At 54.9% G+C, this 11720-nt stretch carries 14 protein-coding genes; 10 read left to right on the top strand and 4 right to left on the bottom strand.

Annotated elements, in window-relative coordinates; translation table 11 throughout:
- Window positions 1-89 precede the first annotated feature (89 nt).
- The 3 genes from ectA (at window position 90) to IT895_RS09140 (ending at window position 2478) form a co-directional block, all read left to right on the top strand.
- Window positions 90-668: a diaminobutyrate acetyltransferase gene (ectA, locus tag IT895_RS09150; RefSeq protein ID WP_085918560.1), complete on the top strand. Its 579-nt coding sequence runs from the start codon at window positions 90-92 to the stop codon at window positions 666-668.
- Window positions 669-742: 74 nt separating this feature from the next.
- Window positions 743-2011: a diaminobutyrate--2-oxoglutarate transaminase gene (gene ectB / locus IT895_RS09145; RefSeq protein ID WP_199285315.1), complete on the top strand. Its 1269-nt coding sequence runs from the start codon at window positions 743-745 to the stop codon at window positions 2009-2011.
- A 74-nt stretch (window positions 2012-2085) separates the two neighbouring features.
- Window positions 2086-2478 carry an ectoine synthase gene (locus IT895_RS09140; RefSeq protein ID WP_066320560.1) on the top strand — a complete coding sequence of 131 codons (393 nt, stop codon included), beginning with the start codon at window positions 2086-2088 and terminating at the stop codon, window positions 2476-2478.
- A gap of 114 nt (window positions 2479-2592) precedes the next feature.
- On the opposite strand, the gene IT895_RS09135 is transcribed toward IT895_RS09140, so the two are convergent.
- Window positions 2593-3141, bottom strand: coding sequence for a DUF3833 domain-containing protein (locus IT895_RS09135; protein ID WP_199285314.1), 549 nt, complete (start codon window positions 3139-3141; stop codon window positions 2593-2595).
- A 213-nt stretch (window positions 3142-3354) separates the two neighbouring features.
- Between IT895_RS09135 and IT895_RS09130 the strand changes: the two genes are divergently transcribed.
- The 6 genes from IT895_RS09130 to yidD are packed head-to-tail and all read left to right on the top strand — an operon-like array spanning window position 3355 to window position 8035.
- Window positions 3355-4194, top strand: a complete 840-nt coding sequence (locus IT895_RS09130; protein ID WP_199285313.1) for an ATP-dependent zinc protease family protein — start codon at window positions 3355-3357, stop codon at window positions 4192-4194.
- A gap of 36 nt (window positions 4195-4230) precedes the next feature.
- Window positions 4231-5754, top strand: coding sequence for an inactive transglutaminase family protein (locus tag IT895_RS09125; protein ID WP_199285312.1), 1524 nt, complete (start codon window positions 4231-4233; stop codon window positions 5752-5754).
- Entirely contained in the window at window positions 5751-6749 is a 999-nt protein-coding gene (locus IT895_RS09120; protein WP_085918566.1) for an alpha-L-glutamate ligase-like protein, read from the top strand. Before IT895_RS09125 ends, IT895_RS09120 begins: the two co-directional genes overlap by 4 nt.
- Before the next feature lie 49 nt (window positions 6750-6798).
- Window positions 6799-7248 (top strand): transcriptional repressor, encoded by a 450-nt coding sequence (locus IT895_RS09115; RefSeq protein WP_199285311.1) that lies wholly within the window; start codon window positions 6799-6801, stop codon window positions 7246-7248.
- A gap of 2 nt (window positions 7249-7250) precedes the next feature.
- Entirely contained in the window at window positions 7251-7709 is a 459-nt protein-coding gene (hisI, locus tag IT895_RS09110) for a phosphoribosyl-AMP cyclohydrolase (protein ID WP_085918568.1), read from the top strand.
- Complete coding sequence (yidD, locus tag IT895_RS09105; RefSeq protein ID WP_085918569.1) at window positions 7706-8035, top strand: membrane protein insertion efficiency factor YidD; 330 nt, start codon at window positions 7706-7708, stop codon at window positions 8033-8035. The genes hisI and yidD overlap by 4 nt, the downstream gene beginning before the upstream one ends.
- On the opposite strand, the gene IT895_RS09100 is transcribed toward yidD, so the two are convergent.
- Window positions 8032-8451, bottom strand: a complete 420-nt coding sequence (locus IT895_RS09100) for a SufE family protein (protein WP_085918570.1) — start codon at window positions 8449-8451, stop codon at window positions 8032-8034. The genes yidD and IT895_RS09100 overlap by 4 nt on opposite strands.
- A gap of 38 nt (window positions 8452-8489) precedes the next feature.
- A complete protein-coding gene (locus IT895_RS09095; protein ID WP_199285310.1) occupies window positions 8490-9647 on the bottom strand; it encodes a tyrosine-type recombinase/integrase in 1158 nt (385 codons plus the stop codon).
- A gap of 235 nt (window positions 9648-9882) precedes the next feature.
- Between IT895_RS09095 and IT895_RS09090 the strand changes: the two genes are divergently transcribed.
- A complete protein-coding gene (locus tag IT895_RS09090) occupies window positions 9883-10929 on the top strand; it encodes a DNA-binding protein (RefSeq protein ID WP_199285309.1) in 1047 nt (348 codons plus the stop codon).
- Between the two features lie 80 nt (window positions 10930-11009).
- On the opposite strand, the gene nfuA is transcribed toward IT895_RS09090, so the two are convergent.
- A complete protein-coding gene (gene nfuA / locus IT895_RS09085) occupies window positions 11010-11633 on the bottom strand; it encodes a Fe-S biogenesis protein NfuA (protein ID WP_085918573.1) in 624 nt (207 codons plus the stop codon).
- Between the last annotated feature and the right edge of the window lie 87 nt (window positions 11634-11720).

The raw sequence follows: 11720 nt of genomic DNA, 5'->3' as shown, positions 1-11720 counted from the left end.
GAAAATAGGGAGTTGAATAACATGATTTTTGAATTGCTCATAAGCAGCTGTTATAATCACATCCAAAATCGCAACAGCGAAGCATAACCATGAGCACCCCAATACCGCCGTTTACCCCTTCAGCAGACTTGGCACGACCGACCGTCGCCGATGCCGTTGTTGGCCATGCGGACACCCCGCTGTACATTCGCAAGCCTAATGCCGAAGACGGCTGGGGGGTATATGAATTGATAAAAGCGTGCCCCCCGCTGGATGTAAATTCCGCCTATGCCTATCTTCTGCTAGCCACCCAATTCCGTGACACCTGTGCCGTTGCGACCAATGAAGAAGGTGAAATCGTTGGTTTTGTGTCTGGCTATGTAAAGGACAATGCGCCGGATACGTATTTTTTATGGCAGGTGGCCGTGGGTGAAAAGGCCAGGGGAACCGGGCTGGCACGTCGCCTGGTCGAAGCCATCATGTCGCGCCCGGAATTGGCCGATGTCCACCACCTTGAAACGACGATCACGCCCGATAACCAGGCTTCATGGGGCTTGTTCAAACGGCTGGCAGGCCGCTGGCAGGCACCACTGAACAGCCGCGAGTACTTTTCAACCGAACAACTCGGGGGCGAGCACGATCCGGAAAACCTGGTGCGTATTGGTCCGTTCAATACCCACAACATCTGACCGGTTTTCCCGCTCGCGTTACCTTTGTTTCCTTTCGCTTGGCAAACTGATTCTTATTAAAAAGGAGGTCGCTAATGCAGACCCAGACACTCGAACGCATGGAATCCAATGTTCGTACCTATTCTCGCTCTTTCCCTGTGGTGTTCACCAAGGCGCAGAATGCCCGATTGACCGATGAAAACGGCCGAGAATACATCGATTTTCTCGCCGGTGCGGGCACATTGAACTATGGGCATAATAACCCTCATCTGAAGCAAGCCATGATCGACTATCTGGCAACAGATGGTGTCGTTCACGGCCTGGATATGTGGACCGATGCAAAACGCGATTATCTGGAAACGCTTGAAAATGTCATTCTCAAGCCTCGTGGACTGGATTATAAAGTTCACCTTCCTGGTCCTACCGGCACCAATGCGGTAGAAGCCGCCATCCGCTTGGCGCGTGTTGCGAAAGGGCGTCACAACATCGTCACCTTCACCAACGGTTTCCACGGCGTCACCATGGGGGCCCTGGCAACCACCGGTAACCGTAAATTCCGCGAAGCCACCGGTGGCATCCCGACCCAGGGAGCAAGCTTCCTGCCTTTTGATGGCTACATGGGCGAACATGCCGACACTCTCGATTATTTCGAGAAGCTATTGAAGGATAAATCGGGCGGTCTGGATGTGCCAGCCGCGGTGATTGTCGAAACGGTGCAAGGCGAGGGCGGTATCAACGTCGCCGGTATCGAGTGGCTCAAACGCCTGGCAGAGATTTGTAAAGCCCACGACATTCTGTTGATCATTGACGATATCCAGGCAGGCTGTGGTCGTACCGGCAAGTTCTTCAGCTTCGAGCACGCGGGCATCAACCCTGATATGGTGACCAACTCCAAGTCGCTGTCAGGCTTCGGGATGCCGTTTGCCCATGTGCTCATCAAGCCTGAGCTGGATAAGTGGAAGCCGGGTCAGTACAACGGTACCTTCCGCGGTTTCAATCTGGCGATGGTCACGGCCACTGCCGCCTTCAAAAAATACTGGTCAAACGATACCTTCGAGCGTGACGTGCAGCGTAAAGCCCGTATTGTAGAAGAGCGTTTTAAATCGTTAGCCGCTGTGCTCACAGAAAACGGCATGCCAGCGACTGAGCGTGGCCGTGGCTTGATGCGTGGCATCGACGTTGTATCAGGTGATATCGCCGATAAAATCACCGGTATGGCGTTTGAACACGGTCTGATTATCGAGACCAGCGGTCAAGACGGTGAAGTGGTCAAGTGCCTGTGCCCGCTGACCATCAGCGATGAAGACCTGCTGGAAGGGCTGGATATCCTGGAAAAATGTGTCAAAGCCGTCGCTAGCGAGTAACAACGCTACTGATCTTCCGCTAAGATATAACGTACGCGGTACCGTCCGGGCCGCCTCTGAACTGGAGCACACGTATGATCGTTCGCAACATTGAAGAAGCTCGCCAAACAGATCGCTTAGTGACAGCTGAAAACGGAAACTGGGACAGCACGCGCCTGGTACTGGCTGGTGATGGTGGCAACTTCTCGTTCCACATTACGCGCATCTTCGAAGGCACCGAAACGCATATTCATTACAAGCATCACTATGAATCCGTCTACTGCATCGAAGGTGAGGGTGAGGTAGAAACCCTGGCAGATGGCAAAATCTGGCCGATCAAGCCCGGTGACATCTACATTCTTGACCAGCATGACGAACACCTGCTGCGTGCTCATAAAACGATGCATCTGGCCTGTGTGTTCACACCGCCAATCACAGGCAACGAAGTACACCGTGAAGATGGCTCGTACGCACCAGCCGATGATTGAGCCATGGGGCTCAAGCTTTTTTGGCACACCGTACTAAAACCTTAGTACTAAAACAGCCTGCTGATCAGCAGGCTGTTTTTGGGTGCGGCAGAGGCTGATGCATCAAAGCGACTATTATTTTGATCGCGGCGTTGCTTGCTGAAAAACCAGCGTGATCTCACCCAGGGTTAAACCAAACTTTTTCATCGCGGTACGATTGATCAATCGTCCATCCGGTTGCAAGTACATCCAGTCATCCATGGTGAAGTTTATCGTTCTATCGCCGATCGCCACATCAAGTGGGTAATTCATGTGGAACGCATAACCGTACTGGCGGGCTTCAATAGGCTCCTCGACGTCGTTGGCAGTACCCACCCAACGATGCTCATCGATACGCTCGAAGCGCCATACGCGCTTGTCTGTCTCGCCATCGGCAAACACGAAGTCTTCATCCAGAATGAGCGTGCCGTTTTCAACACGGCCATCGATGGTCACGGTAAACCGGCGCTGAACCTCGCCGCTGTAATCCTGTACCATGCCCCAGGCGCGTGTTGAGCCGGTAAAGTATTCCGCAATATCCAGTCGCGGTTCTGTATCGGCGTAATCTTCGACGTCGACACTCGAACAGCTGGCAAGGAAAACAACCAAGAGGGCGATAACGGTAGCGTGTACAGGTTTTCTCATCGCGTTTTTCCTATATAGACAACGTGGCATGTATAATTACTGTCAAGACTATCGCAGGAATTGTGGCTAAAGCCAATCTATCCTTTCGGTTCGCATAATATATATTATGTTAAATTGAATGGATTGCCGGTAAATAACACCACGCGGTTGTTGGACAACCGGTCTCACTACTCCTTATCATTCATCTTCTTATTGATCACGGATGTCCATGTTATGCGTAAAGGTGTTGTTTGGTTGATAGTAGGTTCGGCTGTTTTGGTGTCTGGCTGTGCATTGCCGAAGCCTGCTCCCGAAGGCCCTCCGCCTCTTGATGAAGCAGCATTCAACATGCGCATGGATAGGTTACAGACCCAGTTGTCCCAGCAGTGCAGCGAGACCGCTTCCTTGCAGCAACGCCAGCTTGACCAGCAGGAAGTCTTCACCGCCGATGTGCGTGAAGTTGGCAGCCTGCTTCGTCGCCTACGTAACGACGTGCAGCAACTGGATGCGCACAACCAAGAATCCATCGTGGTTCGTGAAGAATGCAACGTTGAAAACGACCTGCTTGAAAATAAAACGCTGCTTGGCCGCAATGAATGGGTGGGATTGCCGAGTATCGGTACCTATCTCCAGGCCCAAGTGGACTCAGGCGCCAATACATCATCGCTATCTGCCCGTGACATCACGCCCTTTGAACGTGACGGTGAAGACTGGGTACGCTTCAAGTTGGCGCTTAATGAAGAAGATGTCGTGGTTGAAAGTATCCGCGATGAGTGGATTGAAGCGCCTATCGAGCGTCGCGTCCGTATCGTACAGGCCTCCGGAGAAGAATCGCGTCTGGTGATTTCCCTGCTGCTAACCCTGGGTCCGCTTAGCGAAAATGTGGAGTTCACCCTTAGTAACCGCAGTCACCTGGACTACCCTGTTCTGCTTGGTCGTCGTTTTTTACTCGATATTGCCCTTATTGATGTGGCTGAAACTTATCGCTTCGATCGACCTGAATTCCCAGGTGGTGAGCCCGCCGACGAAGCGGCTGAGGACGAAGCGGCCGACTCGGACGATAGTGAAGAATAACGACAGTCGCCACTGTCACTTTTGAAAGGAATCTTAATGTCACGGCTACCCTTTTATTTTATTGTCGGTTTATTGCTCGCAGCCGGCATTGCGATGAGTGTACATCGTCACCTGCAGTTTGAAATACCCTGGGTGCCAGGTGAGCAGCGCCAGGTATGGGAAATCGAGGCCGTCATTACCTTTGATGCTCAGGGTGGGCCTGTAGAGGTTGATCTTGCACTGCCGACCCAGCAGGCCGGATACCGCATACTCACCGAGAACACAGCGTCTTCCGGTTATGGGCTGGCTTACCAGGCAGATGAAGCAGGTCGGCGTGCGGAGTGGACGATTCGCGAGGCTGATGGTGAACAGCAGCTGTATTATTCCGTTCAAATGCTGGTATCGCCCGAGGCGCAAGCGCCGGTGCAGGCTGCACCTGAGCTTCCTCCTGCCGTCGAATGGGAAAGTCCTTACGACTCAGCTGCTGAGCAGCTTATCGAGGAAGCCTGGGAGCGAAGTGCCAATAACGCCACCTTTGCCCGGGAGTTGATTCGCGATACAAACGGAGAACGCCAGGATGAAAATGCTCGCCTTCTGCTTGGCGAGATGGACCCTGCCCCACTGGTTGTTCGCCTGCTTAACCAGGCAGGTGTGAAAGCTCGAGGGGTTAGCGGCTTGCTACTTGACGATGGCCGTCGCCGACAAACGCTGAGCACCTGGATTCAGGTCTTCGATGAAAACGATGAAACATGGTCGCTTTTTCATCCCATTACCGGTGTCCAAGGCAAGCCTGACAACCTGCTGCTATGGGAAACGACCGGTGACGCTGTACTTGAGGTACAAGGCGGGACCAATTCCCGGGTCAGCTTCTCGATGATGACCCACTATCAGCCCGCATCCGCGGCGGTACGTAACCACAACTCCAACGATACGCTGCTGAATTTCTCGATTCACAGCCTCCCGCTGGAAGAACAGGCCCTATTCCAAACCATCTTGCTTATCCCGATTGGGGCGCTGGTCGTCGTCTTCCTGCGCGTACTGGTAGGCATCAAAACCTCGGGCACCTTCATGCCTGTACTGATTGCCCTCGCCTTCATCCAGACCAGTCTGGCAACCGGATTAATTGGTTTTCTGCTGGTCGTATCGGTAGGCCTGATAATCCGCAATTACTTGTCTTACTTGAATTTATTGTTGGTTGCCAGGGTCTCGGCGGTGATCATCACCGTCATTGCCATCATCTCGGTGTTCTCGGTGCTGGCGTACCGGATGGGCTTGAACGCCGGACTCACCATTACCTTTTTCCCGATGATCATTCTGGCCTGGACGATCGAGCGGATGTCGATTCTGTGGGAAGAAGAAGGTCCCAAGCAGGTCCTGATACAGGGCGGCGGGAGCTTGCTGACAGCCGTCATTGCGTTCCTGGCCATGAACAATCCGTGGGTGCGACACATCACCTTCAACTTCCTGGGGGTTCAGTTTATCTTGATGGCGCTGATTCTTTTGCTCGGTAATTACACCGGTTACCGCCTGCTGGAACTGAGGCGCTTCAAGCCCATTACCGAGGAAGACAAACCCTCATGAGCTTGCTGAGCAATTGGACATGGCCGACGCAACTGCGTGACAAAGGCATCATTGGCATGAACCGGCGTAACATCCGTTATATCGGGCGTTACAACAATCGGCGTCTTTACCCGCTGGTCGATGACAAGCTGAAAACCAAGCTACTGGCGCAGCGTTATGGAATTACCTCTCCGGCGTTAATCGGCACGGTGACGACGCAGTTTGGGGTCAAACATATCGGACGCATATTGGCAGGCCACCATGGCTTTGTGATCAAGCCGGCCAAAGGCAGCGGCGGCAAAGGGATTCTGGTGGTTGAAAAGATTGAGGGCGACGATTTTATCAAGCCCAGCGGTGCTCGCCTGTCGATCACCGACATCGAGCGCCATGTATCGAATATTCTGTCAGGACTCTATTCGCTTGGCGGCTCACCCGATGTCGCCGTTGTCGAGACACTGATCAACTTTGATGAAAGCCTGATGGCCTACACCTATGAAGGCGTGCCCGATATTCGTGTCATCGTCTTTAAAGGCTACCCCGTCATGGCCATGATGCGACTTTCCACGGCGGCGTCGGATGGCAAGGCCAACCTGCATCAGGGGGCTGTCGGGGTGGGGCTTAATATGGCAACGGGCGCTGCCCTTCGCGGCGTTCAGTTTGATCGTCCCTGCTTTGTCCACCCCGATACAGGGCATGATCTTGCTAGTCTCAAAGTTCCGCAGTGGGAAACCTTGCTTAACTTAGCGGCCGGTTGTTATGAAATGACCGGCTTGGGGTACCTGGGAACCGACATGGTGCTCGACCGCCAGCATGGCCCGATGCTATTAGAGCTCAATGCCCGCCCCGGTCTTGCCATCCAGATGACCAACGGTGAAGGGCTGCGCCGCCGCCTGGACCTTATTGAACGTCAGCCCGATGGTGTGCCGGCCGAGAAGCGTGTGGCGTTTGCACAGCATCATTTTGCCCGCGTGAGTGAATTGATTGACCCACCTGACACGCCTCCTGCAAGCGCGTAAACTACTCTTCAGCGCGTGAACTGCGCTCACCATGGTCAACGAGACGTCTATGACACACGCCAATGTGCTATTACAACAGGCAGAATCCCAATGCCACACGCGGGGGGTGCGCTTTACGCCTATTCGGCGCCGTGTGCTTGAACTGATTGCGCGTCATGGCGGCGGCTTAAAGGCCTATGATCTACTTGATAAACTCTCCACAGAGCACGCGGCTGCTCGACCCCCGACGGTGTATCGTGCCCTCGAGTTTCTTATCGAGCAGGGACTGGTGCACCGTATCGAATCGCAAAACGCCTATGTTGCCTGCGCATGTCCGGAGCATGCCCATGGCTTTCAACTGCTTATCTGCCGACAGTGTGGCTACGTGGAAGAACTCCACCTGGATGAAATCAGCGATCAACTGGCTGCCCTCGCCCAGCGTCAAGGCTTCAATGTAGAGCGCCAAACCATTGAGCTACAGGGGCTATGCCAGCGCTGCCAACCCCATGAGGAATCGTGAACATGTCCTCCAAAAATTCATTACTCAAAGACCTTGAGTCGGCATCTCCCGCGGATACCCTTCTCTCAGTCACGGCGTTGCTCGATGCCGCCGCTTTTAATGCGGACGGATTGATGCCAGCCATCGCCCAACAGCACGATACCGGCGAAGTATTGATGATGGCCTGGATGAACCGCGCATCCCTGGAAGAAACACTGCAAACGCAGCGGGTATGCTATTACTCACGCTCGCGCGGCAAATTATGGCGAAAAGGTGAGTCTTCCGGCCAGCAGCAGCATCTCGTATCAGCGGCCCTCGACTGTGATGGAGACACGCTGCTGCTCCAGGTGGACCAAACAGGACCTGCCTGCCATACGGGTCGGCGAAGCTGCTTTTACCTGTCACTTTCAAGTGAAGGCGTGACGGTCAACAGCGAGCCACTTATTGACCCCGCCGAGCTCTACGCCAAGCCATCACCATGACGGCTTGGCGCGCACTGGTTAGTGCCGTTCGTTGGCTGGTCGGTCATTGCCTGGTTGTCATGGTGCGCACTTATCAATATACGTTAAGCCCCCTGCTCGGCCCGCGCTGTCGTTTTTGGCCAAGCTGTTCGTCTTATACCATTGAAGCCATTCAGGTACACGGGCCGTTCAAAGGTAGCTGGATGGCGATGAAGCGTATTCTGAAATGCCACCCGGGAAGCAACGGCGGGATGGACCCCGTACCCGGCGGGCGCAGCGAAGCCTTGTGCCGGGAAGACGAGGAACACGCTCACACCGATGGTCACCATCACTCCCGGCGTGATTAAGCGCTCTGCCGGGCAACCTGGTAAATGCGCTCCAACATGGCATGCAAGCCGTTACTACGCGTTGGCGACAGGTGCTTGTCCAGGCCCAGATCCGTCATGAAATGCGGCTCTGTGACGCTCACCTCGGCAGCGGTTCTTTCGCTGTAAATACGCAGCAGCACGGCAATCAAGCCCGAGACTATCGCCGCATCAGAGGTCGCCTTGAAGATCAGCTTGTCGTCTTGCTGTTCATGGTGCATCCACACGTTCGACTGACACCCCTGAATTTTATACTCGTCAGTTTTCCACTCGTCTGGGTAATGGGGGAGCTGCTTGCCCATATCAATGATGTATTGATAACGGTCCATCCAGTTATCAAACATGTCGAACTCTTCGATCAGTTCCTGCTGGGCTAACTCGGCACCGGACGTGCTCATGGTGATTCCTTTAGCGTTGGTGTCACGTATGCCGCCCATTATAACGTCTCAGCGTCGTCTTGGGTGACTCTCGGCTCAATCTGATGGCGCTGCTGTTGCTGGTGCCACTCGATAGCCTCATTGTGCAGATAGCGCGCCGTGGTATCCAGGCGCGAGTGGCGAGCACTGTCGGCCAGATGCCGCAGGCTGATGCCTGCCTGGGCTTGATGGGTAATGGACGTATGGCGCAACCAGTGGGGGGTTGCGCGACGCAACGCCGCGATATTAGCAGGGCTTCCTTCAGCCGCTTCCAGCGCGTTGGCCGCTTCGTTGAAAGTCTCACGTATCAGACGGTAGAGCTGGTTATGACCAATCCCCCGCTTCTTGTCCAAAGCGCGAAGTACCGGCGTATCGTCGTGATGGGGTGGCGTGGTAGCGAGTCCCAGGGTTTGTCGCCATTCAGCCAGGCATTCCAGCATGTCAGCGGGTAGCGGAATATGGGCGACCTTATTGCCCTTGCCAACGACGGACCACCACCAACGGCCCTCGCTTTGATGAAAATCGCCCATACGGGCATCGGCCATTTCACTCACGCGGGGAGCCAGCAGGTACGCAAAACCAAAGATAAAACGTCGCCTGGCCATTTCGTAACGGTCGCGTTCGCCCTTCCCCGCTGGCTGGTTAAGCCACTGCCAGAGCCACCCCCATAGCTCGCGCTCCAGATAGCGCTCAATCCGCGGCGACTGGTTGTTCAAGCGACGCGATTTATCGCGCATCAGGCGAAATGGGTTATGGCGCACCCAGCCTGCTTCTACCAGCCAACTGAATAACCCCTGCAGAATGATCAGGCTTTGCCGGCGACTGGCCGGGGAAAGACCACCTCGAAACGGGCGCCATTGCGGGTGATGACGGGGCTTGGTAGGCCCCGCCCACTGCGCGCTTGGCTGCGGATCGGCCAGGAAGTTCTCGAAGTGACGCAGCACGTCACGGTTTACCTGGCCAAGCGTCAAATTCTGGGCCTTGAGCCACAGCAGCAAGCGCTCGGCTTCCCGACGATAGCACTTCCAGGTTTGCGGGCTGTCCTGGTACTCGGCGAGCCACGCCGCCACCGCTTCCACATCCGTGTTGGCGGTAATGTGTGGCAAAACCGGCGAACCGCTGAGGTTTTCCAGCGGCGATATCGGGTTGGCGATAGCTGTATTATCTCGCGTTTCCATTGGCGACCCTGCTCCTCTCTCACCCTAATCGTCCCTCTTCCCTTCTTATTCGGCCCAGTTGCTAACGGGTGCGCCAAGTCTGCCTTTTATACCTTATAAATTCAAGATTATACGGGTAATCTTGAATTTTACCCATTTAAAATAAATAAATTACACTTTACATATTACGTAATATTGCCTTGTATGACCCGGGGCGGGATAATGACGGCCACTAACCCCAATAAGGAGCTCGCAAATGGCACGCAGCGGCGTTCAATATCAAGATGTACAGCAGGCCATCGATACGTTGCTCAGCCGAGGCGATACGCCCAGCGTGCAGCGCATTCGTGAAGTGCTCGGTACGGGTAGCTTCACCACCATCAGTGAACATTTCCGCCAGTGGCGTCTTGAGCGTGAGCACAACCGTGACGTACCACCGCCCAAAGGGTTGCCTGAGGCAGTGGTCAGCGTTGCCAGTGAACTATGGAAGGAAGCCAGGGAGGCGGCGCACGATGCGTTATGCCATTACCGTGAAGAAGCCGACCGCCAGGTTGAGACTGCAAAGCTTGAAGCCAACGACGCCGACCAGCGGGCCGCCAATGCGGAGCAGCGTGAAAGCGCCCTGGCGGAACATCTGCGTCATACAGAAACGCGCGTCGAGGGGCTTAGTCGAGACCTGGCGGCCAGCCAAGCCGATGAAGCCCAGTGGCGGACTCAAGCAAGAGAGGCACGTGAAGAGGTGGCCAAGTGGCAGTCCGCCTATGAGCGAGCCCAGCAACAGTTGGGTGAGCATCAGGCGCAACATGCCGATCAGCTCAGCCAACAGCAAGCCGAATGGCAGGCGCGCCTGACTCAGGAAGAGCAGCGCCATGAAGCCGCCGAAGATCGCCTAATGAGCTTGCTGGACAGCGCCCGACAGGAGCGGGCACAGGAAGAAAGCGCCTACCAGCAGCGGCTGAAACAGGCTGATAAACGCAACGAGAAACTGGCCCAAGAGGTTAAAACGCTGGAAAAATCAATCTATCAGTATCAGTTGGAGGCGCATGCCGAGCAGCAAGCTCAACAGCAGCTTCAGGCAGCGCTGAATGCGCTGGAGCAACGCTACCAAGAGGCGATCAAGAAACTCGACGATGCAGAATCGGCATTAGCCGAAGAAGCGCGGCAGCATGACGCTCGCGAAAAGGCCTGGCAGGAGCAGCTTTGGTCAAGAATGGACGCCATGCAGCGACAGTTAACCGACCTGCCGACATCACTGTCGCGTGATCAGGAGAGTGAGCGCGAAGATAAAGATAGCCTTGAGTAGACGGCTAGCATCAACGGGCACTCTTAAACGATAATGCCCAGCGGGTGCTGGGCATCATAATGCTGTTGGGACGCTATCGCTTACCGGTAGTAAGCGTTGGTGGTGTCCGAATGGTCGGTCACATCACGAATGCCGCCAAGCTCGGGAATACGTTCCATAAGCGTTTTTTCGACGCCGTCCTTGAGGGTCAGGTCAACGGCCGCACACCCCTGGCAACCACCGCCGAAGGCCAGCACCGCCATGTTCTGCTCGGTCAGTTCGACCAGCTTGACTTCTCCGCCGTGAGAGGCCAGACCTGGGTTGATCTCGCTGTACAGAACATAGTTGACGCGGTCTTCAAGTGGGCTGTCCGCGTTGACCTTGGGCATTTTGGCGTTTGGGGCCTTGATGGTCAGCTGACCGCCCATGCGGTCGGCGTTAAAGTCGACCACGGCTTCTTCAAGGAACGCCAAGCTGTTCTTGTCGAGAAACACATTGATTTTTTCGAGCTCAAGCTTTTCGTCAGTCGGCTCTTCTTCGCCCGGGCGACAATAGGCCAGACACGTTTCGGCGTAAGGTGTACCTGGCTGGGTGATGAAAATGCGCACGGCGATGCCTTCGACGTTTTGCTTTTCCAGCAATTCCGCCAAGTAATCCTGCGCACTGTTCGTGATATCAATACCTTGGGTATCGACGTTGGTATCGGCTTCTGCTGTCGTGGTCATGAGGGTTGTTTTCCTCCCGTGGCAGTGGCGAGGCCACTTCACATGTCATTTTGTGTCTATGGTAAGCAAAACAGCGCGCCGACACAA

Origin of the sequence: Halomonas sp. A40-4 (genome assembly GCF_015767635.1) — a bacterium.
Lineage (GTDB): Bacteria > Pseudomonadota > Gammaproteobacteria > Pseudomonadales > Halomonadaceae > Vreelandella > Vreelandella janggokensis.
Note: the sequence above shows the minus strand (reverse complement) of the source record. Positions and strands in the feature narration are given on the sequence as shown.

Excerpts from the sequence above, each read along its gene's own strand:
- IT895_RS09100 (WP_085918570.1), bottom strand. The coding sequence starts at position 8,451 with ATGAGCACGTCCGGTGCCGAGTTAGCCCAGCAGGAACTGATCGAAGAG.
- ectA (WP_085918560.1), top strand. The coding sequence starts at position 90 with ATGAGCACCCCAATACCGCCGTTTACCCCTTCAGCAGACTTGGCACGA.
- IT895_RS09115 (WP_199285311.1), top strand. The coding sequence starts at position 6,799 with ATGACACACGCCAATGTGCTATTACAACAGGCAGAATCCCAATGCCAC.
- IT895_RS09120 (WP_085918566.1), top strand. The coding sequence starts at position 5,751 with ATGAGCTTGCTGAGCAATTGGACATGGCCGACGCAACTGCGTGACAAA.
- IT895_RS09095 (WP_199285310.1), bottom strand. The coding sequence starts at position 9,647 with ATGGAAACGCGAGATAATACAGCTATCGCCAACCCGATATCGCCGCTG.
- IT895_RS09125 (WP_199285312.1), top strand. The coding sequence starts at position 4,231 with ATGTCACGGCTACCCTTTTATTTTATTGTCGGTTTATTGCTCGCAGCC.
- IT895_RS09090 (WP_199285309.1), top strand. The coding sequence starts at position 9,883 with ATGGCACGCAGCGGCGTTCAATATCAAGATGTACAGCAGGCCATCGAT.
- ectB (WP_199285315.1), top strand. The coding sequence starts at position 743 with ATGCAGACCCAGACACTCGAACGCATGGAATCCAATGTTCGTACCTAT.
- IT895_RS09130 (WP_199285313.1), top strand. The coding sequence starts at position 3,355 with ATGCGTAAAGGTGTTGTTTGGTTGATAGTAGGTTCGGCTGTTTTGGTG.
- yidD (WP_085918569.1), top strand. The coding sequence starts at position 7,706 with ATGACGGCTTGGCGCGCACTGGTTAGTGCCGTTCGTTGGCTGGTCGGT.
- IT895_RS09140 (WP_066320560.1), top strand. The coding sequence starts at position 2,086 with ATGATCGTTCGCAACATTGAAGAAGCTCGCCAAACAGATCGCTTAGTG.
- IT895_RS09135 (WP_199285314.1), bottom strand. The coding sequence starts at position 3,141 with ATGAGAAAACCTGTACACGCTACCGTTATCGCCCTCTTGGTTGTTTTC.
- nfuA (WP_085918573.1), bottom strand. The coding sequence starts at position 11,633 with ATGACCACGACAGCAGAAGCCGATACCAACGTCGATACCCAAGGTATT.
- hisI (WP_085918568.1), top strand. The coding sequence starts at position 7,251 with ATGTCCTCCAAAAATTCATTACTCAAAGACCTTGAGTCGGCATCTCCC.